General features: G+C 28.6%; 20 protein-coding genes, 1 tRNA gene and 1 pseudogene. 5 read left to right on the top strand and 17 right to left on the bottom strand.

Features of this window, described 5'->3' with window-relative positions; genetic code table 11:
- Positions 1–10 precede the first annotated feature (10 nt).
- From GQS57_RS07980 to GQS57_RS07910, 15 genes and pseudogenes are all read right to left on the bottom strand, one after another.
- Positions 11–1,540, bottom strand: a complete 1,530-nt coding sequence (locus GQS57_RS07980; RefSeq protein WP_165732218.1) for a DUF262 domain-containing protein — start codon at positions 1,538–1,540, stop codon at positions 11–13.
- On the bottom strand, positions 1,533–2,138 hold the full coding sequence (locus tag GQS57_RS07975; protein ID WP_165732216.1) for a hypothetical protein: 606 nt from the start codon (positions 2,136–2,138) through the stop codon (positions 1,533–1,535). The genes GQS57_RS07980 and GQS57_RS07975 overlap by 8 nt, the downstream gene beginning before the upstream one ends.
- A 4-nt stretch (positions 2,139–2,142) precedes the next feature.
- Positions 2,143–3,747 carry a DNA cytosine methyltransferase gene (locus GQS57_RS07970; RefSeq protein WP_165732215.1) on the bottom strand — a complete coding sequence of 535 codons (1,605 nt, stop codon included), beginning with the start codon at positions 3,745–3,747 and terminating at the stop codon, positions 2,143–2,145.
- 191 nt (positions 3,748–3,938) lie between these two features.
- Positions 3,939–4,424 (bottom strand): annotated as a pseudogene (locus GQS57_RS07965) (hypothetical protein); the annotation flags it as partial.
- Between the two features lie 263 nt (positions 4,425–4,687).
- Positions 4,688–6,214: a hypothetical protein gene (locus tag GQS57_RS07960; protein WP_165732210.1), complete on the bottom strand. Its 1,527-nt coding sequence runs from the start codon at positions 6,212–6,214 to the stop codon at positions 4,688–4,690.
- Positions 6,192–6,494, bottom strand: coding sequence for a hypothetical protein (locus GQS57_RS07955; protein ID WP_165732208.1), 303 nt, complete (start codon positions 6,492–6,494; stop codon positions 6,192–6,194). The genes GQS57_RS07960 and GQS57_RS07955 overlap by 23 nt, the downstream gene beginning before the upstream one ends.
- 343 nt (positions 6,495–6,837) lie before the next feature.
- A complete protein-coding gene (locus tag GQS57_RS07950) occupies positions 6,838–7,704 on the bottom strand; it encodes a toprim domain-containing protein (RefSeq protein WP_165732206.1) in 867 nt (288 codons plus the stop codon).
- A 212-nt stretch (positions 7,705–7,916) separates the two neighbouring features.
- Positions 7,917–9,098, bottom strand: coding sequence for a VapE domain-containing protein (locus GQS57_RS07945; RefSeq protein WP_165732204.1), 1,182 nt, complete (start codon positions 9,096–9,098; stop codon positions 7,917–7,919).
- 198 nt (positions 9,099–9,296) lie between these two features.
- Positions 9,297–9,575: a helix-turn-helix domain-containing protein gene (locus GQS57_RS07940; protein ID WP_165732202.1), complete on the bottom strand. Its 279-nt coding sequence runs from the start codon at positions 9,573–9,575 to the stop codon at positions 9,297–9,299.
- A gap of 156 nt (positions 9,576–9,731) precedes the next feature.
- Positions 9,732–10,403, bottom strand: coding sequence for a hypothetical protein (locus GQS57_RS07935; RefSeq protein ID WP_165732200.1), 672 nt, complete (start codon positions 10,401–10,403; stop codon positions 9,732–9,734).
- Positions 10,404–10,424: 21 nt separating this feature from the next.
- Positions 10,425–11,606 (bottom strand): site-specific integrase, encoded by a 1,182-nt coding sequence (locus GQS57_RS07930; protein WP_165732198.1) that lies wholly within the window; start codon positions 11,604–11,606, stop codon positions 10,425–10,427.
- A gap of 269 nt (positions 11,607–11,875) precedes the next feature.
- Positions 11,876–12,799 carry an OmpA family protein gene (locus GQS57_RS07925; protein ID WP_165732196.1) on the bottom strand — a complete coding sequence of 308 codons (924 nt, stop codon included), beginning with the start codon at positions 12,797–12,799 and terminating at the stop codon, positions 11,876–11,878.
- 9 nt (positions 12,800–12,808) lie between these two features.
- Positions 12,809–16,045: a DNA/RNA non-specific endonuclease gene (locus GQS57_RS07920; RefSeq protein ID WP_165732194.1), complete on the bottom strand. Its 3,237-nt coding sequence runs from the start codon at positions 16,043–16,045 to the stop codon at positions 12,809–12,811.
- 400 nt (positions 16,046–16,445) lie between these two features.
- A tRNA-Ile gene (locus tag GQS57_RS07915) sits at positions 16,446–16,519 on the bottom strand.
- A 64-nt stretch (positions 16,520–16,583) separates the two neighbouring features.
- Positions 16,584–17,555 carry a polyprenyl synthetase family protein gene (locus tag GQS57_RS07910; protein WP_165732192.1) on the bottom strand — a complete coding sequence of 324 codons (972 nt, stop codon included), beginning with the start codon at positions 17,553–17,555 and terminating at the stop codon, positions 16,584–16,586.
- A gap of 230 nt (positions 17,556–17,785) precedes the next feature.
- Between GQS57_RS07910 and GQS57_RS07905 the strand changes: the two genes are divergently transcribed.
- From GQS57_RS07905 to GQS57_RS07885, 5 genes are all read left to right on the top strand, one after another.
- Positions 17,786–18,385: a TetR/AcrR family transcriptional regulator gene (locus tag GQS57_RS07905; RefSeq protein ID WP_165732190.1), complete on the top strand. Its 600-nt coding sequence runs from the start codon at positions 17,786–17,788 to the stop codon at positions 18,383–18,385.
- A 7-nt stretch (positions 18,386–18,392) separates the two neighbouring features.
- The gene (locus tag GQS57_RS07900; RefSeq protein WP_165732188.1) at positions 18,393–19,724 is read left to right on the top strand and encodes a TolC family protein; all 1,332 of its coding nucleotides are present in this window, start codon (positions 18,393–18,395) and stop codon (positions 19,722–19,724) included.
- 9 nt (positions 19,725–19,733) lie between these two features.
- Positions 19,734–20,906 (top strand): efflux RND transporter periplasmic adaptor subunit, encoded by a 1,173-nt coding sequence (locus GQS57_RS07895; protein WP_165732187.1) that lies wholly within the window; start codon positions 19,734–19,736, stop codon positions 20,904–20,906.
- Between the two features lie 11 nt (positions 20,907–20,917).
- The gene (locus GQS57_RS07890; RefSeq protein WP_165732185.1) at positions 20,918–24,451 is read left to right on the top strand and encodes an efflux RND transporter permease subunit; all 3,534 of its coding nucleotides are present in this window, start codon (positions 20,918–20,920) and stop codon (positions 24,449–24,451) included.
- A gap of 73 nt (positions 24,452–24,524) precedes the next feature.
- Positions 24,525–24,998 (top strand): regulatory protein RecX, encoded by a 474-nt coding sequence (locus tag GQS57_RS07885; protein ID WP_205860237.1) that lies wholly within the window; start codon positions 24,525–24,527, stop codon positions 24,996–24,998.
- A 189-nt stretch (positions 24,999–25,187) separates the two neighbouring features.
- Here GQS57_RS07885 and GQS57_RS07880 read toward each other — a convergent pair whose 3' ends face one another.
- Together GQS57_RS07880 and GQS57_RS07875 are read right to left on the bottom strand one after the other, a co-directional pair.
- Positions 25,188–25,709: a nuclear transport factor 2 family protein gene (locus tag GQS57_RS07880; RefSeq protein WP_165732183.1), complete on the bottom strand. Its 522-nt coding sequence runs from the start codon at positions 25,707–25,709 to the stop codon at positions 25,188–25,190.
- 3 nt (positions 25,710–25,712) lie between these two features.
- Positions 25,713–26,360 (bottom strand): hypothetical protein, encoded by a 648-nt coding sequence (locus tag GQS57_RS07875; RefSeq protein WP_165732181.1) that lies wholly within the window; start codon positions 26,358–26,360, stop codon positions 25,713–25,715.
- Positions 26,361–26,564: the final 204 nt, after the last annotated feature.

Raw genomic sequence — 26,564 nt, 5'->3', positions numbered from 1 at the left:
AAATCACCGTTTAATTGAATTCTGTTGTGTAATCTATTTTTGAGAAATTAAGAACATTGATAATTCCTTTTTCATTTATTAAAGCTAACTTATCATTTGCTTCTGCAAATTCATTTAATGAACTAAACCATATTCTATAATCTCCTCTCCCATTGGATCTATACAAAGAAACTTCAGATTCTACATTACTCTCCCCCTTGTTAAATAAACATTTTTTCTTTACCTTATGATCAGGACCTAATTCTTGTGATTTGAAATCATGAATTTTTTCAATAGCTAAAAAGTTCCTTACTTCTGATACAGCATCTAGAATACCTTTATTTAATCCCGTTTCTGTTGGTATGATAATAGAAAAATTTAATTTCTGTTCTTTAAAATACTTAATGTTTTGAAATATAATGTTGCTATCTTCAAGCTGATCACTAATAGTGGATTTTTTAATCAAATTGGATATAACAATAGCTCGATGTTCTCTTGATGATTTTTCATGACTTCCGTGTCTTGCCATTTCAAAATACTTTCTTTCTTCTTCTGTAATCCCTTTAAGATCTTCTTCTGCGTCTGCAGAAAAGTATATGTCAACCTTGTCTTCTAAGTTTAAAAGTTCTAACTCTAATTTACTTATATCTAATTTGGTCTTGTCAGTTTTTGATATCTCAATTATTAGGGTAAATAGATTAGCTTTATTAAACCAATAGCTTTTATCAGAAAAATTTAATTTTAAAATAACTCTTAAAGAGTCAAGTAATAGATTCAATACAATCTTATTTTCACTAAATTCACTGTTAAATTTATCAAGGTATTCATCAATTTTACTACTTCTACCAAAATAATTCCCCTCAAGTATTGTTGCAGTAATTAGCATTAAATACTGAAAATCATACATTCTTTTTATATCATTTTGAGTAAATATATTTTTCTCACTAAAAAAGTTATTTATTTCATTTTTTATTTCATTTTCTATAATGATATCCGTTTCATTTTCTGAAGCAATATATTCTGAATCTATTAATTGCTTGCAAAACAAAGCTATTTCACCATCACCAAATCTAGCATTATTTTTTTCTACAGTATTAAGAGAGTATTCAGTACTATTTATGCGTTGAAAAATTTCTTTCACTAAATTATCACCAATATCTTTTAAATCTTTAATTGAAACTTTATAATTTAAAAAATCTTTTTTCTCATTTGATAAAAGATCTCTAAACGCTGTAAGTTTTTTTTGATTTAAAAAATCTCCTTCTCCTTTAATATATTCCACAATTGTAGTTAACCTTTGCTGACCATCTACAATTACTTCTTTAGCAACCATTTTTTCTACATCAATATCTGCACTTGCAATATAAATTTCAGGAAATGGATAATTATGAAGAATTGTATCAATAAAAGCAAATTTATGTTGTTTTTTCCAAACAAGTTTTCTTTGATAATTAGGTCTTGTATTTAATAAGCCACTATCAACCTTATTATAGAGCTCTATTATTTTTATACCGTTTGATGGTATACTTTCTTCTAACTTTTTATCCTTTAAATTAACCATTTGCGATTAGGTTTAAATTAATATTTCTAATATTATTTATGTGATAGTTTTCAAAAAAATACCAAGATTTATAAATACCAATATTTACATCTCTACCAAATTTCATTTTATATTTAGTTAATTCTTCTTGTATATTATCAGAAAACTTAAATTCTTTAGGTATGAAATCAGGTTTTAACCAGCCTTTTAAAATATACTTAGCAAGGGCATTTCTATCTCCTTTCTCTTTCCATATTTCTTTATTGATATATTGACTAGTATGTTCATAGAGTCTCACCAATTGATCGTCAAATAATTTATTTGAAACTATTGCAATATCTAAATCAGATCTTTTAACTTGATCAAATGTTTTAAAAGGAAAATAACCAGGTTCAACCTTGTCGGGCTTTATACTAAAACCAAGTTTTCCAGACCCCACAATAACAATATCTCTAATGTGAACTCCCAGACTTAGTGAAATATCTTTTTTAAATTGAAATTCATCTAAAATAGCTTCTTTATCGAAAAAATAGCTGGATCCTTCCAATAAATATTTTTGAACAATAATTTCAGGTTCTATTTTTAGACAATCATTTTTAAAACACTCTATTAAAGTCATTATATTAATATAAAAGAATTAGTTTTAGTTGTTTTCTTACGGTCTCACCTAAAATTTTAGCTAATAGAGGTGGGACTGCATTACCTACCTGAGTATATTGAGGTACTTCAAACCTCCTCATTTTACCTCCAGTGGTCACTTTAGATTTAAATTCAAACCAATCTGGAAAAGATTGGAATCTCGCCATTTCTCTGACAGTCAAAGTTCTTGTTTGTTCTGAATCGTAATGACATAAATCATCTGGAATTGTTAATTGAGCAGGTGCTGGTTCAAATTCTTTTAATGCTCGTTGTGAGTGCTTTTTTGTTGGTATTGATTTAATTAAAGTTTCTATTTCATCTATATCTTTAGGAAATAATAAAGCATCTCTATTGTTCTCGTTTGAAAAGAATAATAAGCGATGATGTGAAAATTCATCAAGAAGTTTAATTCTTATTTCTTCAGAAACCTCTTTTCCTGTAAATAAATCTGATGCTCCTTTTTTTAAACCATTTTGAAATTGCTCAATCACTTGATAAAACCTAAATCTCGATTTTATAATAAAGCTATGATTCCTTTGTTCGTGGTTTTTAATAATACAGCCATTGTACAAATATTTAGGGAAAGTGCTATTAAGTAAATTAGCATACTTCCCCTTCGTGTTATCAAAAACATAACTTCTTTCAGGTCTTCTAATATCTCCAATAGCTTCACTTGTATTTATGAAATCTCTTTCAAAGTGAGTTATTTTTGGTAAGATTTCCCCATCAAAAAGCTCAGGGTTAGATTCTATATCGTAATACTTGAAATCTTTTACAGTAACATTAATCAAGTTTTCTCTATTTGCTAAAACATTATTATAAAAGCCTTCAGATGTTTTTAAAATTTTGCTATTAGGAAATTTTTTAAATATTTTATCAAAAACATCTTTTCTATATGCAGTTAGAATAAATCTAGGTCTATTTTGTGGAACACCAAAATACTTAGAATTCAACATCATACAAACTGGTACAAAACCTTCTAAAACAAATGCTTTAGAAACTTCTAACCAAGCATAATATTTTTTTCCATCTTCAGTAAACGGTGAAGTTATTCCTTTCACATTTTCTAAAAGAACAGTTTTAGGTTGAATCATTCCTGCTATTTGAGCAAAAGATGCGGGTAAAGTGTTTTTATGGTTGTCCTTTTCTCTTAAACCAGCAAGACTAAAACTTTGACAAGGTGGTCCACCAGAAATCAAGTCAATATCTTCATTTTTTATTTCTTCAACTAACTCAGGTGTTTTCTTAAGTAAGTTTAATAGAATATTTATATCTCCTATTAACAATTTTCCTTTTAAGCTTGTGTTTTTGTCTATGTCAGAATATTTACCTTCAGAAGCTTCAAAAGGATTTTCTCGTAGTCTATTTGCTATTTCCTTTTTTTTAAATTGACTTTTTAACCAAAGTGTTTTTTTAGGATTGGTATTGTTTTCGAGTGTTTCACCAAGAATGTTATAAGCAAAAGTTTCTCCAGCCATAGGAGATAATTCGTTTGCAAAATACAAATCGTAACCATCTGACTCTAGACCAAGACTCATTCCTCCGCAACCGGCAAATAATTCTATATGTTTTAATTTTTTTTTACCCACAAATATTGTTTCAATTCAATTAATATCAAATGTAAGAATTGCATACCTAAAAAGACACAAAATATGATTAATATTAAACCTTTAAACTACTTAATCTCGACTTTAATAATTTTATAAATAATTATTCAACAAGATAAGTGAATACCTAAAGATTATACTAATTTGAATAATCTTCAATTGAATCTTTATAATTAGTTGATTTTTAAAAACACACTATTTAACTCTCTAGTACTGGTAATTATATTTACCACTTCGTCTTCATAATCCTCATCTTCATTTATGTTTCTTTTGAGCAATACTAAATCATCATCATCTCCGAGATAAATAAATAAACCAGTAAAAATATCGTTTGATTTAACATTCCATACGCTTGCACCTCCCCAATCCGCATTATTAGTAAATGGTTTTTTGTTTAATACTTTTGTTATAACTCGATTTAGTTTTTCATAATTATAAAAAATATCTTCATCATCTTCAAACTCATCATACAGTAATTTCTTTTCATCATTATCATAAGTATGATCCTCCTCGCTATTTAACCAGCTCTCTAAGTTAGAGTCAATCTCATTTTCATTATACTGTTTTAAATAAATTCTTTCATCTAATGATAAATTACTAACCCCTAGCCTATTTATCTTATCTAGTATTTTATCGACTAACTTTTCCATGTTTTTATTCCAGTTTGAGTAAACTTTGTTTGTGTATTTATAGTTTTATATAAAGCTATAAACATACAAAAAGGTCTACTTAATTTATTAATTTTAAATCATTAATAAAACACTTGCTCTATTTTGTAAATTACTTTTTCCCATTTTAAAAATAAATTGATTTCATTCCTTTAAAATTTTACTAATATAAATCAACTTATTTTTAAAATGAGCCCCAGGGCATGCTGACATTATGCTTAGTTTTAGCATAAAAATGTAAACTACACCAAGATTCATAAGTTAAAACTTCTTTTCTTAACATGTTTTATACCAATCTTCGTATTTTCTGAATCAGTAATGACATTTGTTTTATATTTAGATTTTTCAAGGTCATTTTTTATAGAATTCAAGGTAAACCTCTTCTTTATGGCAACTCTTAAAACTTCTTTTTTACTCAAATCAAGGCTATCATCTACTGAATACCCAAAATATCTAATCACTTTTTTTTCTTTCTCTTCATGATAAATTTCATATATATTATCAATCACCTCATTTCTATAATACACACTTTCAAGCCCTACTTCCAATAATGGTCGTTTTGTCTGTTCCTTCTCTTCTTTCAAAGTTGTATTAAATTCCTTCTGTTCTTTATTTAAAACACCTAAAAAGCCTTTCTTAAATTCAGTACTTTGTAACAATTCAAACTCTCTTATTTTGGTTTGATGTTTTATTTTGGCTTTTTCAAGCTTCTCATCAAATTCTTCTAAAATATGTTTTATAAATTCAGCTTCTAAAGTCAAATTTTGATATTCAAGATTTCCATCCTCTTTATAAAAAATTTCATTTTCTTTAAAAACAGCAATAATTTCTGGTGTTTTACCTAAATTATACTGTTTCCTAATTTGGTTAACACTTTTAATTATACGAGTTTCTGCATCTCTTATAAGACCCAGTAATTCTTGTTTACTTTTCAACTCTTTACTAGCCTCATTATTCGCTAACAACTGATTTTTTATAAGACCTCCTTTTAAACTAATTTGACTTCCTTTTACCGCCAAACCTTTATATTGAAAAGAAACTGCTACTTGCTCTTTTTTATTTACTGAATATTTAAACGAAATACCTCTTTCTTTCAATTCCTTTTTTAGTATTTCTAAAGAATCTACGTTATGATTATCTAAAGCTTTTAAGGTTTCAATTTGAATAAAATCTTTTTTCTTTTGAATACCTACTTGCCTATTTCTGGAAGCTTTTACAACAGGTAAACCTCTATTTATAATTCGGCTTTTATTTTTTTTATGACTATTAGTTACTTCGTCATAAACAAAAGCTCGTGTTGTATGAAGATAGTTATCAAGACCCATTTCTTTTTCAATTTTATCGCAAGCAGTTCCAATACGTAATTTAGTATTTCTATCGGATAATGTTTTACCATCAAAACCAATTCTATTAATTTGAACGTGATAATGAGGATGCTTATCATTATGCTTCACCACTAAAAATTGATGATTATTTTCTTTAACACCCATTTCATCCATTATTTTTAGGACAAACTTTTTTTGATTCTCAATAGAAATATTATCTGATGTTGCAAAGTTTACTACTAAATGCATTACAGGTTTTGTTACTCTTCTATTATCATTAGCTACTTCTCTAAATTCAGCACCTAATTCTAAATAATTTGAGGAATACACATGATTTCTAAAAATAATTTCTGGTTTTTTTATTTCATTATCACCTTTATAAATTCCTTGTGCTAAAATATATTCTGATAATCCACTAAAACTACCACCGCTTTTAATTGCTTCTCCTATAGGCATTTTTTAAATGTATTAATGTTGTTCTTAATTCTTCCATAAGATTATTTGGTTCTTTATTTTTTTGATGGAACAGCTTTACAAGTTGATTAATATTATTTGCCAAACCCGCCAATATTCTTTTCTCTTCTAAAGAGATTGAAATTACTTCTCCATTTAGTAGCATAAAACGTGAAAACTCACTAAGGTTTTTACCACTATTTTTTGCACGTTCTCTAATTAACTCCTTCTCTTTTTCTGTAATTCTGAATTTAAAAAACTCGTCTTTCTTTTTTTTTTCCATTTTTTTTAGATTTTTTAGCGATAGCGTTAAGAAAAATCAACCTCGTAGAGCAAGCTTGTATGATGTGGGGCTTGTAACGTAGTGAAAATGTACCCACATTATACACCGCTTGCTCAATCGACATTTACATTTTTTACTCATACCCACTATTTTTCTTGCTTTATTATTTCTCGAAAAAAATACATTTATAGTTTTATAGCTTTGTATTTTTATATTTTTATAAACTTATACCTTTGTACGGATACATTTATATACTTATACTTTTACACAATTATAACTTTGTGTTTTTATAAAATTATACCTTTGTATTTTTATACATTTACCTCTTTGTACATTTGTATTTTTATAAATTTGTATATTTATATAATAGGTATTCATTGACGTCTTTAAACCCTTCAAATAGGCGTCTAATATCTTTACTAGAGGATATATCTGTATTCCATTTTTTTAAGCATTTCTCCGAAGAATTAGAACCAGCAGTATCATTATCTAATGCAAATAAAATTTCCGGATAACTAATTAATACTTCATCTACTTTTGAAAGCATAGACAAGGAATTTAAAACCAAAAAATCTTTAGATTTCTCACACTTTGGATAGAGCGTTATTATTGCAATAAAATCTGAAAAAGACTCTAAAACGATTATTGATTTATGACCGTTATTAATCCAAGTAAACCATTTCTGCCCCAATGCTAATTTTGCATACTTGTTACGAATTTCATACGAGCCTTTATTAGTCTTAAATCCCACTCCAAAATATTTTTTTTCATTCACTCTGTAATACACTTCAACTAAATACCGCTTACACACTTCAATATTCAATCTTCTTGATTTCAAGTAATCAATTAAAACATGGTTATGTAATTGTTGAACATTATCAATACAGTACGATTTTTTCTTTTTCAGTTCTGAAAATGAGTTTTGTTTTGGCGGGTCAAAAGAAAAAGAGTTACTCTCATTTCTTAACCACTTAACAGCTTGTACAAAATCAATAGAAAAACACTTTATAATAAAATCTATTGTATTGCCACCTAAGCCTTCTCCAAAATCATAATACAGATTACCTTCACACTTAACAGAAGCTGTACTCTCATCTCTCCATTTGGCTTTAAACCAATATTGTTCTTTTTTCTTTTCAATGGCTTCAATGTTTAATTTTCTCAAAACATTTATCATTGGAATATTTCTTAATTTATTTATATCGTTCATTCTAATTTGATTTTAAGCCTACCTAGTTACCTGAAGTATTTAAAAAACTAATAATCAACTAATTAAAACATAGGTAATCTATTTTTTCAGCTTACCTAAGCTACCTATATAGGTAAGTAAAATATTAATTTATTAAAGTTACCTACCTAAATAAAAACCTAATAATCAACTATTTAAAACCCCTTAGGTAACTAGGTAAGTATATTTATAGATTATTCTTTATTTGTAAGATTCCAAGCAGAACCAACAAGATTTGATTTTGCTAAATAGCCATAAACTTGACGTTTTGAATGTTTAATTCTGTTGAAACCATATTTTTTAAAAGCAGAGCCTATTTTTTGAATATTTAGTTTTTGTCCGATAAATTGAAGATCGGTTACGACTTCTGTAGATGTTTTAAAATCTTCAATATCTTCACTAATTGAATAGTATTTTAAAACAAATTCATTTTCTACTGTTTGTATTGTAAATCGCTCGTTCCTATTTTCATTAACACGAATTTCTTCTACAGTTAAATCTGATTTGAATTCTTTATCATTCTTAAAAATATGATATGCCTGTGCCCAAAAATTATTTATATCAAATTCTGTACTATAAGAATAATCTAGTTTTTGAAGCACGCTAAATATTAGCCACCTAACAGAACCTGTGTCATCACATAAAAATTCTGCTCGATTTGTTGAAGCTACAAAGGAACAAATTCTGTAAAGCAGTGTTGATTTGTCTCCATATGGTAAACGCTCATTTATTGAAACCTGACTAATTAATGCTTTAATAGCATTAATATCATATTTACCCATTACATCTAATTCTTCTATATTTATTATAAAAGCTTTAGCTAGTTTAATTCGTTCATCTTTTCCTACACCTATATTTGTATATAAATATTTTGAAAGTTCTTTAGGGCATAAAAAGTCTAAGTAATAGGATTTGCCAAAGTGTTGACCTCCTTCTAAAACCAGTGCGTGTTTATTTATCGATTCTTTATTATAAACGGTTTTTACTGCTCTTACTGCCCATTTTAAAAGATGATTAGAAAACAATTTATTATCATCTGTATTTACATAGCTTGCATACTTTTTGATATGATTTTTACCATCCCAAGTAGGTAAAGCTTCAAGGTACTCTGTTATAGGATTAATATGTTCTACAAAATGTGCCTTTAAGTATGTTTTAAATACTTGTGAACTTACATTAATTTTTTCTCTATGCAGGTGTATTAAAATTGAAGACTCGTTAAATTCGAGCTTTTCATTGCTATAGATATTATATATTTCATATTCAAGTGCAATTTCGTTAAACTTGATCTTGAAATATTTACTTAATTCTTCGTGGATTTTGTCAAACACAGAATCTTTGTGTGCTGACACATCGTACGCATTTATTTCTCCCATAAATAATAATTGAAAGAGTATAATGCATATATTTGCACATACTCTTTAAGTTAGATAAAAGATTATTTTTAAGCGTTCAAAAGTGGATTTTTGAACGCTTTATTTTTTTTAGAATATTTTTTATTACGAAAAGTATAGTGACTTAATCAATTCCTTTTTTCGAGAAATAATAAAGCAAATTTTTCGAAATCAAAGCTTTTATTTATTACCCATTATATCGTCTAGTTCAGACTGTTTAATATATCCTCTTGTTCCTTTACCTAACTTTACCTCATGTAAGAAACCTTCTTCCAAATACCTGTCTAAAGTTGTACGTCCTATTTTAAGAATACCCATAACTTCTTTTTTAGTTAAATATTTTTCAACCTTTTTACCTGTAAGACCAGACAAGCTATTACTCATTTTCTCTAAAGTTTTGACGACTTTGTCCCATTCTTCACTAGGAACAGTGATTGTTTTAATTTGCAATTCTCTCATTAGTGTTAATTTTAATTATTATTCCCTATTTTTGGCAAATATTATCATTATTTGCGTATTATCTACAAATTAAAGTAAATTTTAGGGAATGATAAAATATTTTATCACTTAATTTGAAAATGTTTTTAATTTAAGCCTTAATTCATAAAAAAATAACTAATCTTCTAAAGTACAATTTAAAGAACTAAAATATAATGCAACAACATTATTAACAAATTTAAAATAAGAGGAACCGTACTGTTCTCTAAACTCATCTTTAATATTTGTATTTAACCAATTGTACATACATAAAAGATCAGGTTTATTCTCATTAAAATTTATACAGAAATTGAAAGATTCTATAACAATTTTCAAAGATTCATCCTTTATAAATTCAGAAGGAACATAAGTATTAAAATTAATATCATGAATCATCTCATTAAGAAAAAGTTTAGGAAAATTAGTTTTAGTTAATAGATAATTATACAACTCTTTTTTATAATATTCTGACGGTACATCAAGACCATCACTAGAGTACATATTTATATACATATCAATAATAACATTGAGTGGACTGCATAAATAAAACGCATCAGAATTAAAATTAGAAAAAGAATAATTATGAAATCTAGTATATAAATAATTAATAACTTCCTTTTCCAAATCTATTTTATTTTTATATTCTAGAAGCTGTTCCTCATTTTCAAGATAATCAAATAAAAAACTTTTCACACGATGATTGCTAGTGCCAATTGTAAAACGAATATATACTGGATAAGTTTTAACCGAACCAACCATTTTTGGTTTAAGTCTTCTATTCAAATAATGTTTTGGTTTTAGAATTTTCATACACGCAATATAATATATTTACTAATCACCAAAATTAACACCTTTTAAATCATTTACAATGGTAATATCTAACACTTTTACGTATAATTGAGTAGTTTCTATCTTATCATGCCCTAAAATTTTTTGAACTGTAGTAATAGGTACACCTAAATAAATTAAATTAGTTGCACAAGTATGCCTTGCAACGTGATACGTTAATTTTTTTCCAGACTTTAACTTCTTCTCAATATCTTTTAAAGCTTTATTAATCTCTGTATTGGTAAAATCATCAAACAAATATTTTTTAATACCATTATATTTTTCAAATATCCCCACTGCTTTTGACGAAAACATTTCTGAAATTGGCAACTTCACTTCCTTCCTTGTTGTCATATCTCCTTTAATTTCAGACTTTATCATTTTAAATTTTAACCATTTAATACCGGAATCTTGATAAAAATTATTTTCAGTTAAACAAACTAAATCACTAAATCTCATACCACAATAACAACTCATTAAAAAAAAGTCTTTTACCTTTTCTAAGTCATTCCCTAAGTTTAATTTCTCCAACCGCTCTAATTCATCAGGAGTTAAAAAATCTCTTTTACCATCTACTTGTTTCAACTTGAATTTTTTAAAAGGATAATCATTTATTTCTATTAAATCTAAAATCATACCTCTATTTACATAGGTTCTAATATTTTTAAAATATTTATAGATTGTATTTACACTTAAATTTAATTTATTAAGATGACGTTCAAATCCAATAAGAAAAGCAACATTCACGCCATCAATCTCTAATTCTTTTTTAAACTCCTTCATAACTGAAAGTGTTCTTCTTTGTGTTTTCTTGGTAGATTCTTTTATAATAGATTTTTCAATTTCTTCTTTCATAAAATCGTAGAAAGAATCATATAATTTAGAATCTTTTATCTCATTAATCTTGGAAAGAGAAACCTGTTCTCCTTGCTCTTTTTTTTGTCTAATAATAGCTTTAATACGTTTAATGGTATTATCAATTTCATCGTTTAAAAAATCATGGTCATAATGATGATCATTAATTTTTGTTCTTTTCAAATCCCATTGATTTGGCTTTATATAAATTTCTGTAGAAAAATATTTTCTTCGACCTAAATGATAGGCACAAATCTGAATCAAAGCCTCTCCTTTTTTATTTAGTTTTTTCTTTCTATTAAACACTGTCGTAAAATGTATCTGGCTCATAATATTATAATTTCTGAGCTAAACTAATGGGACTTAAAACATTAAGCAAGAGATATAGAAAACAGCAAGAAAAAAAGGGAATAAAAGTGAGTTATAGTGAATTTAAAGAGAGAACATTAAACTAGCATTTCTCTATTTTGATACCCAAATTTACAAGGGTATCAAAAATATATAAAACCGTAAGATTAGGTAAATCAATAAAAACATTAAAAAAAAATAGAACCCAAAATGGATTCTATTTTTTATAGTCTAATTATTGAAAAACAAACTTACTCTTCAACTACATAAGAGATAATTGCAAGTCTATTTAAAGCTCTACTCTCTTCTAAATCTCCCATAGCTTTAAATTTAGATTCTCCATAATAATATACTTCTACCTCATTTTCATTTAAATCTAAAGTCTCTAAAAACTCTTTTACCGCGATAGCTCTTGCCTTAGAAAGTGCCATATTAAATTGATCTGTACCTAAATCACATGTAAAACCTGAAATATTAAAAACACCTTTTTTATTTATCCTATTACAAGTTTCAACCACCTCTTTAATATAAGTTTTATGGCTTTCAGTTAATAATGCTTCCTTTTTATTAAATTTAAAACCTGAAATATTTACTTCTCCTTTCTTTGCTATACTTTCCTTAAAATCATTTAAACTAAAATAAACAGCAGGAGTAGAACTTGGAGATGACAATGAAGATGATGCTAATCCATCTTTGTTTTTGTTTTGTAGAAAGGCTTGATATTCATCTTTTGACATATCTTTTACATTTGTTGTAGCACCAAAACCATTAACTTTAAATTCAATTTTTTCTTCTTTAATAACTGGCTTTTTAACTTCAATAATTTCAGATTCATTATCTACATCCTCTTCAAAACCCTTTAAGTCTTTTTGATAAAAAAAAGCAATACTTACAACACAAAGTAATCCTAATAATGCTAATAACAACAAAAATATTGTCCTTTTCTTTTTTTGAACTAGAACTACCTCACCATTTTGTATGCTTTTAACTTCACATTTTAAAACTTTAGGTAAATCTTTCTTTTTTTGATTTTTTAAAAAATTTACTGTGTAATATTCTTCATTTAATTTTAAAGAAATTAAATTTTCCTTTTCTAAATTATTTGACACTACTTCGAAATCATATAGATTTCCTTTCTTTAATTTGTTACTTCCTAATTGATTAATTCTTTTCATAATTCGTTTTTATGCTGCAATTTTTAATGTTTTATTTTCTATAATTTCCAAAGGCTCATTAGACGTCCCTAAGATACATTTGTAAAAACCTTTATTAATTTCGATAAATTTTAATTTTTGATTTTTGCCAAGTAAGTTTCGTTGTAAATTTTTAATTTTTTGAATATCACCATAAAAATAAAATGATTGGTAAAACTGATTAGGTCTAAAAGTAGATGAACTTACGTTATAATGCACTTCTACATTATAATTTTTTATATAAGATTGATTGTCTTTAATAAAACTTTCTACTGTTTTAAAAGGACCTCTATTCATTTTTCTATATTGAGGAACAATATTTATGTTAGCTTTTACGCCCCCTAGTGTATGTGCTATTAAATGACCTCCATCATCAATTTGTCCACTAATTCTGTCGTGCTCAATAGCAATTTCACTTTCTGTAGCTCCTGTTATCGAATATCTATCTACCGAACCTAAAAACATTCCTTTTGTTATAACTGGTAAAACTGCTTTTTTAGGTCTAGATTTATTATCCGTGGTGTAAATAGCTGAATTAACTTTGTATGTTGCTTTTCTTACTAAGGGACCTAAAATAACTGGGTTTATCTTTCTTTCTCCATCAAAATGACTAGCTACAGTAATTACTATTTTAGGTCCTACTGAATAAGCTCTAGCTTTTGTTACTCCATTCATCTTTATAGAGATACTTCGTTTATTCTTTTGTAGTGTAAACTTTTTACCTCTTTTTAATTGATTATTTTTCCAATTAACTAATTTAAAAGGGAAACCATCTTTATTCTCTTTTTTTCGTTTCTTTTTTTTAGCTTTTTTTGAAGGTTTTATATCCTGTAACTTATCACTTGATTCTCTTTTATTCTTTAATTTCTTTTTTACTTCTTTGATGTTTTTAGAAGATTTTAACAGAATACTCTTTAAAAAAAGATCATTTCCCTTTACTGAAGATTTAGCCCCTGTTTTTGCTATAGCTTTAGTAATCCCTTTAGATAAATTAACTGTTATTTTTTTCTGAAATGTTTTACCTGTCTTAAATAACGGTTTTAGTACTTTCCTAGATTTAACTGCCTTATAAACCACCTCACTTCCTTTGCTAAAAGATTTACCTATCGATTTACCAAGTTTTGATCCTGGAATAGCAATAGCAGTTAAAGCTAACATTGATACATCTGCTGCTAATGATTCTAAAGATGTTATTAATGTTTCTTGATCAATAGCATTTAAAGAGTCTTCATCAATACCATTTACTATAGCAAACTTCTTAAAATCCTGTATTAGTTTATCAGAATTAATATCTTCTAAATTTATGATTGATTCATATAACTTTGGTGCATTCGTTTTAATTTTAAGAATAAATTTGGTTAAGACCGATAATAATTCTTTTCCTTTTTCTCCTCCACCTAATGCTTCAACAACCTCTAGACTAGATAAACCTGCCTTTATGCCATGTAATCCAATATTTATACCTCTAGCAAGTAAAAGAACTCCCCCTCCAATAGCTGCACCAATTCCAAGTGTTTCTGGGCCTGTAACTACTGCAAATGTATATGCTGTAACTTCAACAACATCAAGAATAATAGCTACTTTATCAAGAGCATCATCAAAAGTCTCTTTATGTTTTTTATAAAAATCAAACGCTCTTTCAAATAAAGACCTATTGTCTTTTTTTAATTGCTCGTTTTTTTCAATAGCAATCCGTTCTTCTTTAGAAGACCATAAACCCATTTCTGTTGGCTTTCCATTAACTAATGGTCCTTCATATAAATCTCCATTAGCAAATAGCATACTTGCTACTTCAGGAAACTCACTGTTACCATTCCAGTTTCCCGTAATAACAACATCACCTTCTGGTTGTTTTAAAGTTAATGTTCCCTCACCATAAAATAAACCTTCTGAAAAATCTCCTTGATAATTTGAGCCGTCTTTATAAGTAAAAATTCCTATACCGTTAAATTGGTCTTTTTCAAAAGCTCCTTTATAATTATTGCCTGAATTAAAAAAATATTCTCCTATATTATCTTTTACCCCTTCTTTAAAATAACCTTGATACTTATCCTTTGATATCTTATAATTAATTTCCCCAAAACCATTTAATAATCCGTTTGTAAAACTTCCTTCGTATTTATAATCCTCGCTATCAAATATCCCGACTCCATTAGGTTTACCATCTTTCCACTCACCTTCATATTCCTCAATATTTAGATACGAATATCGCCCCATACCATCTGGAATTCCATTTAACCACTCACCATCATACAGAACACCATCATTAGTCATTAGTTCGCCAAAACCATTCATATTACCACCTTTCCAATCTCCTGAATATAAAGTTCCATTAGAAAAAACTATGGCTCCGTACCCTTCTTTTTTTCCGTTAACATAATTCCCCTCGTATTCAAAAAGTTTTGAAATTATAGAAACATCACCATCCAGCTCATCTTTAGACCAATCTCCATCAATTGTATCTCCTTTTTTATTTGTAAAAACACCATAATCCTCCCTTAAACTATTCTTCCAATTCCCTATATATTTAGAAGAATCTTTAAAAATTAATTCCCCAAATCCATTTGGTATTCCATTAACAACATACCCTGTATAGTTTCCTTGTTTTAGTCTTAACTTTTGTTCTTGTAAGCTATCTAATTTTCCATTTTTCCAAAATCCTTCTTTAATAGAACCATCAGATTGGTAAAATATTCCAAAACCATTTTTTTTATTTCGCAACCAACTCCCTTGATACAATAGCTTTCCGTCTGTATACTTTGAATTTTCACCATCTATAGAACCTTTGTTAAATTCTCCAATATATACAATATTATTTTCCTTTATATATACTCCAAATCCATGCATTTTACGATCTTTGGTTTCTCCAACATAAAGATCGTCATCAAAATTTTCTATTGAGTTTTTATCAAGTGCTCCAAAAACTAACGGGTTCGCTTTTGTGAATTTTATTAAAGAAATAATAGAATCTGCTTTCAGCGTTTTCAACTGACCTACTCCATTTGCAATCCCACCAATAGACTCTCCTTCCCATAAATAATCATAACTAGAATCTGAAGTCCATAACAAAAATTTGTCATCTACTGTTTTGTACCATTTATATGAAACCTTCTTTGCACATCCAAAGAATAGAATAATCATAAAAAAAACAAATAAAAATTTATTCACTAAAAACCCAACGTTGTATTTATTCATTTTAGCATCTACGTGAATTTCAAAGATATTCACCTACTTTAATTTAAAAAAAGTAAAAATAGAATAATATAACTGTTATGCATAAGTAATAAGAAAAATATTTAATGATAAATAACCTATTTTTTTCTTTCTATAGAATATAGCCCTAAAATATATTTCGCTCATAATATTATATTTTCTGAGACAAACTTATGGGACTTAAAACATTAAGTAAGAGATATTAAAAACAGCTAAAAAACGGAGAATGATAGTGAGTTTAGAGAGAGAACATTAAACTAACATTTCACAGTTTTGATACCCAAATTTACACGGGTATCAATGTAGTATCAAAACTATAGGAAATTATGGGGTAAAGAAAATGTTGGGAATATAGGTAAAACACTGAATAAGCACATTTTAAACAAAAAAAGCACTCTATAAGAGTGCTTTTAAGTGGTCCCACTTGGGCTCGAACCAAGGACCCTCTGATTATGAGTCAGATGCTCTAACCAGCTGAGCTATGGGACCAAAATAATTGGCTGCAAATGTAATACTTTTTATTACATTATTAAATAAAATATTAGTTTTTTTTCTAAACGGTTCTATTCATTAGCCAAAGTCCAAAATTCTTTAGACTTTCTTTGTTTTTTTCCGACACATCCATCGTGTTTAAAGTATCAAAAGCCTTCTCTGTATAATTCTTAATCTGTTCCTTTATTAAAACAGGGATATCATTTTTCTCAAAAATCTGAGTTACTTCTTTAATTTTTAAAGAATTCTCTGTTAAATTTTGATTGTAAAAAACACTTAATTTATTTTTATCTTCCTCAGATGCAATCTCTAATGATTTTAAATACAAGAAAGTCTTCTTATTTTCTATAATGTCCCCTCCTATTTGTTTACCAAATGTTTTAGGATCTCCAAAAGTATCTAAGTAATCATCTTGTAACTGAAAAGCCAAACCTAAATTTAAACCAAAGTCATATATTAAGTTTGCGTTTTCTTCATTTGTTTCTACTACTATTGCTCCCATTTTTAATGCGGCCGCTACTAAAACAGATGTTTTTAAGCGAATCATATTTATATATTCATCAATAGTAACATCATTTCTGGTTTCAAAATCGACATCTAATTGCTGTCCATCACAAACTTCTAAAGCAGTTTTACTAAATAATTTTGCTAATTTCTGAAAAACAACAGGCTCATAATTCTCAAAATACTGATACGCTAAAATTAGCATTGCATCTCCAGAAAGAATCCCTGTATTCAAATCCCACTTTTCATGAACCGTAGCTTTTCCTCTTCTAAGAGGGGCATCATCCATAATATCATCATGAATTAAGGTGAAATTATGAAAAACCTCAACCGCCAATGCTGCTGGCATTGCTTTTTTATATTCACCAGAAAAAATATCTGCCGCCATTAGTGTTAAAATTGGGCGCATTCTTTTACCTCCTAATTTTAATATATAATCTATAGGTTCATATAAATTTCTAGGTTCACTAACCCACTTTTTAGATTCTAAATAATTGATAAAATCTTTCTGATAATGTAAAATCTCCAAATCCGTTATTTTTTGTAAAAATAACGTAAAGAAATATTACTTCACAAATACAATGTTAAAAAATAAATAAAACTTCGGAAACTTTTTTTGTTTCTAAAGTTTCCGTTCGTACATTTGCACCCGAATATTATTAATTTTTTACAAAATTCAATATTTAGATTGCCGTGTTCACGGGAATGACAATTTCAAAAGAAACCTTTAAAAAAACTAAAGGAAACTTTTTTTTAATTATGAGAGATAAAATATTAGAAAAATCGAGTGAACTCTTCTTAAACCTAGGTTTTAAGAGTGTAACTATGGATAAAATAGCTAGTGATTGCGGAGTTTCTAAAAAAACAATTTATAAATACTTTAAAAACAAGACAGAACTTGTTGCCGCTGTAGCAGATTTTATGTTTTCTAGTATTTGTACAGGAATTGATTTAATATGTGTATTAAAAAAGAATCCTATTGAAGAAATTTTTGAAATTAAAAGATTTGTAATATCAAATTTAAAAGACGAAAAATCTTCTCCTCAATATCAATTACAAAAATATTACCCTAAAATTTACACCTCTCTAAGTAGAAAACAATTTGGAGTAATGCAAAATTGCGTTATAGAAAACTTAGAAAACGGTATACAGCAAGGTATTTATAGAGATAAAATTGATACGGAATTTATTTCTCGCATCTATTTCTCTGGAATGATGTCTATTAAAGACAAAGATGTTTTTCCATTAGACCATTACTCTATGAACACTTTAATGGATAAGTATTTGAATTATCATTTAAGAGGAATTTGCACAGAAAAAGGAATAGAACAATTAGAAAACCAATTAAAACAGAAATAGAAACCACATGAAAAAAATAATTCTGGTATGCTTAAGTACCTGTTTTTTCTTTATTGCCAATGCACAAGAAAAAACAATGACCTTATCACTAAAAGAAGCTGTATATTTTGCTATTGATAACAGTTACAATACTAAGGCATCTAAAAATGATATTAAATCTGCTAACGAAAAAGTATGGGAAACAACCGCAACGGGTTTACCTCAAATTAGTGCCGCAGTAGATTATCAAAATTGGATAAAACAACAAGTAAGTTTAATTGATATTGATGGAGATGGAACCGAGGATGAATTGGTTTTTGGTACGAAACAAAGTTTAAGTGGTTTTGTTACTTTAAATCAATTAATTTTCGATGGTTCTTATTTAGTAGGATTGCAAGCCTCTAAAACCTATTTAAAAATTTCTAAACAAGCAAACGAAAAAACAGAACTTTTAACTAGAGAAACTGTTATAAATGCATATGGAAACGTTTTAGTAGCAGAAAATAGTATTACAATTTTAGAAGGAAACATTAAAATTCTTGAGAAAAATTTAAGTGATGCAAAACAAATCTATGAAAACGGTTTTAATGAAGAAGAAGACGTAGAGCAACTAGAAATTACTTTAGGAAACTTAAAAAGTCAACTAAACAGTGTTAAACGAATGAAAATTATAGCTTATAAAATGCTAAACCTTTCTTTAGGAGCTCCAATTGAAACAGTACTTACACTAACAGATTCTTTAGATTCATTAACAGAAAGTAATATTAACTTAAGTTTAGTTTCAGAAGATTTTAGCTTCTCTAATCATATCGATTTTAAAATAGCAGAGAATGATAGAGAATCTAAACGTTTACTAGTTCGTTTAGAGCAAAGTAAAGCACTACCTAGCTTATCGGCTTTTGTAAACTACGGATATTCTGGTTATTCAAACAATTTCACTTTCTTTGATAATGACCAGAAATGGTTTGAATCTTCTCTTTTAGGAGTCAGTTTAAACATCCCTATTTTTAGTAGTTTAGGAAGAAGCTCTAAAACAAAACAAGCAAAAATTGCTTTAGAAACAGCAGATATTAAGTTAGAAGAAACCAAACAACGTTTAGAATTATTAGCTGAAAAAGCAAAAAGCGAATATCAACTAAGTATAGAAAACTATAACACTGCTAAAAAGAATGTAGGTTTAGCAGAAAGAATAGAAAAGAAACAAAGAATTAAATTTTTTGAAGGAATTTCTACTAGTTTCGATTTACTACAAGCACAAAACCAACTATACACACAACAACAAACCTACATCCAATCTATGTTAGATGTAATTGCTAGTAAAGCAACCTTAGAAAACGCATTAAACACACCAATTAAATAATAACCAGGCATGAGAAAAATATATACATTATTAGCAATCACACTTGTTTTAATCTCTTGTGGAGAAAAAAAACCAACATCAGTTGCAGCTATTATTTCTGTAGGAGATTTAAAAGAATTAACTGCTAAAAAGAAAGAAATTACGGCAAACTTAGAAACTATAAATGCAGATTTAGAAGCTATAAATAATGCAATTGCTAAAAAGGACACGCTTAAGAAACTTCCTTTAATCACCACTTTCACCGCAAAAGAGGCCGTTTTTAAACATTATTTAGAAATTCAAGGAAGTGTAAAGACCAAACAAAATATTTTAATTTACCCAGAAATGCCTGGAATTCTAAAAAAAGTTTTTGTTAAAGAAGGTCAAAAAGTTTCTAAAGGACAATTATTAGCAACTATAGATGATGGTGGTATCGGTAATCAAGTTGCACAGTTAGAAGCAACTACACAATTAGCAAAAACTACATTTGAACGTCAAAAACGTTTATGGGAACAAAAAATAGGGTCAGAAATTCAGTTTTTACAAACTAAAACAAATTATGAATCTCAAAGAAACTCTTTAAAACAACTAAAAAGTCAGCAAAATAAAGCATCTATTAGAGCGCCATTTTCTGGGGTTATAGATGATGTTATGAAAGAAGCTGGAACCGTAATTGCTCCTGGGCAAGGTTCAGAAATTTTTAGAATTGTAAACCTAGATAATATGTATGTAGAAGCAGAAGTGCCAGAAAGATACATTACAAGTATTCAAAAAAACAAAGAAGTAAAAATAGAATTTCCTGTACTTGGTACAAGTGTAAACAGTAAAGTAAGACAAGTTGGTAGTTTTATCAACCCAAATAATAGATCTTTTAGAATTGAAGTTCCTGTTGATAACAAAAGCGGAAATGTAAAGCCAAATTTAACAGCAAAACTTCAAGTTAATGATTATACAGATGCAAATGCTATTTTAATTCCGCAAAGTATTATTTCTGAAAACGCAAATGGAGAACAATTTATATACACCATTAAAGACAAAAAATCTAACAACGAAGCAACTGCAGAAAGAGTTATTATAAAAACAGGTAAAACACAAGGAAATTTCATTGAGGTTTTAGAAAACTTACCTGCAGGCACGGAAATTATTGATGAAGGTGCACGAAGTGTAAATAACGGACAAGTAGTTAAAGTTATCAATAAATAAAAACATTAGAGATGACAAAACAAAAAAAACAAGTCGATAAAGAGTTTAAGTTATCCGCTTGGGCAATTCACAATAAAACAACCATTTACGTGCTAATGGGTGTTTTATTTTTCTACGGTATTTCTGCTTATTTAAGTATGGCCAGAGAGAATTTCCCGGAAGTTAAAGAGACCAAGATATATATTAGTACTGCTTACCCTGGTAACACTGCAGAAGATATAGAGAAACTGATTACAGATCCTATAGAAGATAAAGTAAAAACCATTAGTAACGTAGTAGAAGTTACCTCAACCTCTCAAGAAGATTACTCTATGGTAGTTGTTGAGTTTGATGAAAACATTTCCGTAGAGCTAGCAAAACAAAAGGTTAAAGACGAGCTTTCTACAGAAACATCTAGTGAAGATTGGCCAACTTTTAATGACGCTAAAGTAGAGCCTAATGTATTCAATTTAAGTATGTCTGAAGAAATAGCCATCTTAAATATTAATATTTCTGGAGACTACCCTGTTCATAAATTAAAAGAATTTGCAGAGTATTTACAAGATGATATTGAAGATTTAGCTGAAATTAAAAAAGCCGATATTAGAGGTGCTCAAGAAAAAGAAGTAGAAGTTGCTGTAGATATTTATAAAATGATGGCTGCAAAAGTTAGTTTTAACGATATAACTTCTGCAATTAACAACGGAAACGTAACCATGTCTGCTGGTAACTTTATAACCTCAGGACAAAGGAGAACGGTAAGAATTATTGGTGAAATTGATAAACCAAATGATTTAGAGAATTTTGTAATAAAATCTGAATTCGACAATCCTATATATTTAAAAGACGTAGCAACCGTTTCTTTTAAAGACAAAGACAAAACAACATTTGCAAGAGAAAGAGGACAAGAAGTTGTAATGTTAGATGTTAAAAAACGTGCTGGAGAAAATATGGTTGCTGCATCAGAGCAAATACAAGTAATTGTAAGCGATGCTATTGAAAATCATTTTCCTCACGATTTAAGTGTTACCATTACCAACGATCAATCTAACAAAACCATCGGTCAGGTAGACGATTTAGTAAATAACATTATTTTCGGAGTTATCTTAGTGGTAACTGTTTTAATGTTTTTCTTAGGATTTAAAAATGCAGTATTTGTTGGTTTTGCAATACCAATGTCTATGTTTATGTCTTTAATGATTTTAAACTTATTAGGCTACACCATGAACACCATGATTCTTTTCGGATTAATCATGGGACTGGGAATGCTGGTAGATAATGGAATTGTCGTCGTCGAAAACGTATATCGTTTAATGGACGAAGAAGGCATGAATAGAATTGATGCTGCTAAAAAAGGAATTAGCGAAATTGCATTTCCAATCATTATTTCTACAGCAACAACCGTTGCGGCATTTATCCCTTTAGGTATGTGGCCAGGAGTTATGGGAGATTTCATGGTTTTATTGCCAATTACATTATCCACCGTTTTAGGTTCATCTTTATTAGTTGCAATATTCTTTAACTCTGTATTGGTTTCTCAATTTATGAGTGTAGAAGATGTAGACATGCCTATTAAAAAAATTGCAATCGTAACAGGTGTTATGGCAGTAATAGGTATCTTAATCTTAATTGCAGGCGGAACTTATAGCGCCATTGGTGCATTAATGATTTTTGTAGCAGTAATGCTTTGGGTGTATCGTTTACTCTTAAGAGGATGGGCTAATAGTTTTCAAACCAAAGTATTGCCAGTTTTAGAGAGATGGTACGAAAGTAGTTTGCGTTTTTCTTTAAGAGGTAAAACTCCTTACTTTTTAGTAATTGGTACCACTATTCTTTTATTTGCGTCATTCATGGTTTTCGGTTGGTCTTTAGGTACTCAAAGAACTAAAGTTGAGTTTTTCCCTGACAATAAACCAAATCAAATAATTGTTTATATAGAATATCCAGAAGGAACAGATATTCAAAAAACAAATGCTATTACCAAACAGATTGAAGAAAAAGTAGAAGGTGTTTTATATGCTGATGAGTATATGGATGGCGACTATAATTTTATGGTTGAAAGTTTAATTTCTCAAGTTGGTGAAGGAGCAGGAAACCCACAAACCGATGGTGGTTCTGCGGCAGAAATGCCTCACAAAGGAAAGGTAACCGCTTCTATGAGAGAATACAAATATAGAAGAGGCTTAGATAGTGAGTTAATGCGCCAAAAAGTACAAACTGCATTGGTTGGTATTTATCCTGGAGTTTTAATTTCTGTTGAAAAAGATGCTAACGGACCACCTGCAGGATCTCCAATTAATATTGAAATTGAAGGTGATGATTATGCAGAATTGATTCATGTAGCGCAAAGAATGCGAGATTTTATCAACACAAAAAGTATTTCTGGTATAGATGAATTAAAGATTGATGTAAACCGAGACAAACCCGGAATGGAAGTTATTGTAGACCGTAAAAAAGCGGGTGAATTAGGTGTTTCTACAGGGCAGGTTGGACAACAATTAAGAGCTTCTATTTTTGGAAACAAAGCAGGTGTTTACAAAGAAGATGGTGATGATTATGATATCTACGTTCGTTTTAACAAAGAAGACAGATATAATAAGAGTGCAATTTTTAATCAGAATATTATCTTTAGAGATATGGCTTCTGGTAAAATAAAAGAAATTCCGGTTTCTACAGTTGCAACACAATCTAACAATTCTGGTTTTAGCGCTATTAAGCACAAAGACATAAAAAGACTTGTTACTGTATATTCTGCATTGTCTCCTGGAGAAACTGATGCTGGTGCCGTGGTTGGTAAAATTAGAGAAGAAATGAAAAACTTTAAAGATTTACCTAAAGGAATAAAAATTGATTATACAGGTCAGCTAGAAGAACAAAACAAACAAATGCTATTCTTAGTAGGTGCATTCTTTACTGGATTGGCTTTAATTTTCTTTATTTTAATTTTTCAATTCAACTCGGTTTCTAAACCAGGAATTATCATGTTGGCAATTTTCTTAAGCTTTATTGGAGTTTTTGGAGGAATCGTTATTTCTGGTAGTTCTTTTGTTATTATGATGACCATGATGGGAATTATTTCATTAGCCGGTATTGTAGTAAACAATGGAGTGGTATTATTAGATTACGCACAATTGTTAATTGACAGAAAGAAAGGCGAATTAGAAATAGACCACGAAGATTATTTAGACAAACAAATGTTATTCGAAGCAATTGTAAATGCTGGTAGAGCACGTTTAAGACCTGTTTTATTAACGGCAATTACAACCATTTTAGGATTAATTCCTTTAGCAATTGGATTAAATATAAACTTCTTTAGTTTGTTTACAGAATACAACCCGCATATTTATATGGGTGGAGATAACGTTGTTTTCTGGGGACCTTTAGCTTGGACCGTTATTTATGGTTTATTAATAGCTACTTTTTTAACGCTAATTGTTGTACCTGTTTTATTCTACTTAGTAACCTTATTTAAAATGTGGATTAGAACCAAAACAACTTCAAAAGAAATGGTTCCTCAAGAAGTAATTTCTGAAGATAAAAGAATTGATGGAAAAAATAAATTCTAAATTTTAAACATATATTTTTATAAAAAAGAGATGAAATTCATATAATTTCATCTCTTTTTGTATTTTCGAACCAATGATAAAAAAGAAGTCTTTTACGGTTGATGAACTAAAACGAAAATTGGAGAACTACTGCGTTTACCAAGATAGATGCCACAAAGAAGTGGAGCAGAAAATGCGCGAATACAAGCTGATTCCTGAGGCTAGAGAAATGATTTTATTAAGTTTAATGAAAGACAACTTTTTAAATGAAGAACGCTTTGCTAAAAGTTTTGCACGCGGAAAATTCAGAATTAAATCTTGGGGAAAACAACGTATTGTTAGAGAATTAAAATTCAGAGATATTTCTGCTTACAATATTAAAACAGCCTTAAAAGAAATTGACGAAAAAGAGTACGTACAAACTATTTATAGAATTACAGAAAATAGAAATGAAGTAATTTCTGAATCTGATATTTATAAACGAAAACAAAAATTAATTGGTTTTTTAATGCGAAAAGGTTTTGAAAGCGAGTTGATTTATAAAGTTGTTGCCGAAGTAGTTTCTTAGAGGTTTGTATGCGCTAAATATAAATAGCACTCTAAGGAATAAACCATCATTACATACATTTTAAATGCCAACAGCTTACTAACAAGTTTAGCCCTGATTGAAACGACATCCTTTTTGCTTTTTCTGCAAAAAGATATAGTCTTTCGACACCGCTCAAGATAAATTCCAAGCAGGAAATAACTTCTAATACTACTGATTAAGTGTACTTAGAAATATAGAATCACTTTTTTTCTTGGCTAAAATAACGGCTTGTATATCATTATTTGGTATTTCTACAGACAAAACATAGTGCTTAATTTTCCAAACGTTCTGCTTCTTTTCTAAAACGCCAGAACCTCTACAAGTCCCCATCCAAGTAGTTAACAACTCATCGAACCAAACAAAATCCTTGGCTTCATTTACATAAATATTTCTTTCTAAAGGTTTAAAAGACCATGCTTTGCCTTTATCAAAAAAAGGTTTACTAAATTTTTGAAATTGTGTTTTGCTCCAGTTTTCAGTTGCATCTGTGCCAATAAAAACCGAAAGGCTGTCCATCTTACCAAAATAACCTTCGTAATTTGCTTCAGAAGCCGCTTTGTGCCAATCATCTAGCAAAGTATTCACATTGCTTTTTATCGATGTAATTGTAGGAGTATTTTTAATCTCTTTTTTAACGTTACAATTAAAAAAAGAAACAAGTACTACTAAGACTAAAAAACAGTTTTTCATTGCCTATTCTTTCTTTAAAAAATCTTGATTTTCTGGTGAATTATTAATGAGTTCTTGCTCTTTAATAGAATCTCGCTCCAACCTTTTTAAATTGATAGATTTCTTAGAAATACTATCCATTTGCGTAGAATCTATTCCTATAAAAGCGAAATCTATATCTATTTCTTCTTCGAAACGTTTTTTGGCAAGTATGCTATTTATTTTTGAATTTACAGTAGAAAAAGCAGCTATTGTTTTATCTACTTGTAAATTAACTTCTTCGGAGGTAATTGCGGGTATAAAAGTAAGATCTGCCAAACGCAATACCTCATTGTGCAAAACGTTAATTCTTGTTTCAAAAGGAGGAGTATCGAAAATTTCTGGCTTTACACTGTCTTTTAAACTGATAACCAAATCTCTTAATTCTAAGGCATTACTTAAAGCCTCGTTAGGCGATACTTTTTCGAATTTCTTTAGAAAAGTACTTACCGTTTTAAGTTCTTGCCAGTCTTCTATTTCTGGCTCATAAATAGCTTTAACACCTTCTACAGTAATATGCTTTACAGGAATACTTAATTTTGGTGTTTCTTGAAGCGTACTAACAGTTTCTTTCTTATTATTACCACAAGAAAATAAAATAACAGACAGCAATAAGTAAATAATTTGTTTCACGATTTTTTATAATAAGTGGTAAAAATAAGCATTTTAAAAACATCTCTTATTTATTTAAGGAAATTGTAACAAAAGTCTTTATTTTAAGCCTAAAAATTAGCCTGTAAGTTATTCAATTTATCTCGTCTATATTAATAATAAAAACAAGAGGTTTGTAACAAAGGTTACCGTTTTTTATAATCAATAAAAATACCTTTGCATAAA

It is taken from the genome of Polaribacter sp. 20A6 (genome assembly GCF_011378915.1).
Taxonomy (GTDB): domain Bacteria; phylum Bacteroidota; class Bacteroidia; order Flavobacteriales; family Flavobacteriaceae; genus Polaribacter; species Polaribacter sejongensis.
This window is presented reverse-complemented; position numbering and strand designations above follow the sequence as displayed.

What these genes read in the sequence shown, in the direction of transcription:
- GQS57_RS07955 (WP_165732208.1), bottom strand. Translation starts at nt 6,494, where the DNA reads ATGGAAAAAAAAAAGAAAGACGAGTTTTTTAAATTCAGAATTACAGAA.
- GQS57_RS07880 (WP_165732183.1), bottom strand. Translation starts at nt 25,709, where the DNA reads ATGAAAAACTGTTTTTTAGTCTTAGTAGTACTTGTTTCTTTTTTTAAT.
- GQS57_RS07900 (WP_165732188.1), top strand. Translation starts at nt 18,393, where the DNA reads ATGAAAAAAATAATTCTGGTATGCTTAAGTACCTGTTTTTTCTTTATT.
- GQS57_RS07960 (WP_165732210.1), bottom strand. Translation starts at nt 6,214, where the DNA reads ATGCCTATAGGAGAAGCAATTAAAAGCGGTGGTAGTTTTAGTGGATTA.
- GQS57_RS07980 (WP_165732218.1), bottom strand. Translation starts at nt 1,540, where the DNA reads ATGGTTAATTTAAAGGATAAAAAGTTAGAAGAAAGTATACCATCAAAC.
- GQS57_RS07885 (WP_205860237.1), top strand. Translation starts at nt 24,525, where the DNA reads ATGATAAAAAAGAAGTCTTTTACGGTTGATGAACTAAAACGAAAATTG.
- GQS57_RS07890 (WP_165732185.1), top strand. Translation starts at nt 20,918, where the DNA reads ATGACAAAACAAAAAAAACAAGTCGATAAAGAGTTTAAGTTATCCGCT.
- GQS57_RS07975 (WP_165732216.1), bottom strand. Translation starts at nt 2,138, where the DNA reads ATGACTTTAATAGAGTGTTTTAAAAATGATTGTCTAAAAATAGAACCT.
- GQS57_RS07945 (WP_165732204.1), bottom strand. Translation starts at nt 9,098, where the DNA reads ATGGGAGAAATAAATGCGTACGATGTGTCAGCACACAAAGATTCTGTG.
- GQS57_RS07925 (WP_165732196.1), bottom strand. Translation starts at nt 12,799, where the DNA reads ATGAAAAGAATTAATCAATTAGGAAGTAACAAATTAAAGAAAGGAAAT.
- GQS57_RS07930 (WP_165732198.1), bottom strand. Translation starts at nt 11,606, where the DNA reads ATGAGCCAGATACATTTTACGACAGTGTTTAATAGAAAGAAAAAACTA.
- GQS57_RS07895 (WP_165732187.1), top strand. Translation starts at nt 19,734, where the DNA reads ATGAGAAAAATATATACATTATTAGCAATCACACTTGTTTTAATCTCT.
- GQS57_RS07905 (WP_165732190.1), top strand. Translation starts at nt 17,786, where the DNA reads ATGAGAGATAAAATATTAGAAAAATCGAGTGAACTCTTCTTAAACCTA.
- GQS57_RS07935 (WP_165732200.1), bottom strand. Translation starts at nt 10,403, where the DNA reads ATGAAAATTCTAAAACCAAAACATTATTTGAATAGAAGACTTAAACCA.
- GQS57_RS07940 (WP_165732202.1), bottom strand. Translation starts at nt 9,575, where the DNA reads ATGAGAGAATTGCAAATTAAAACAATCACTGTTCCTAGTGAAGAATGG.
- GQS57_RS07950 (WP_165732206.1), bottom strand. Translation starts at nt 7,704, where the DNA reads ATGAACGATATAAATAAATTAAGAAATATTCCAATGATAAATGTTTTG.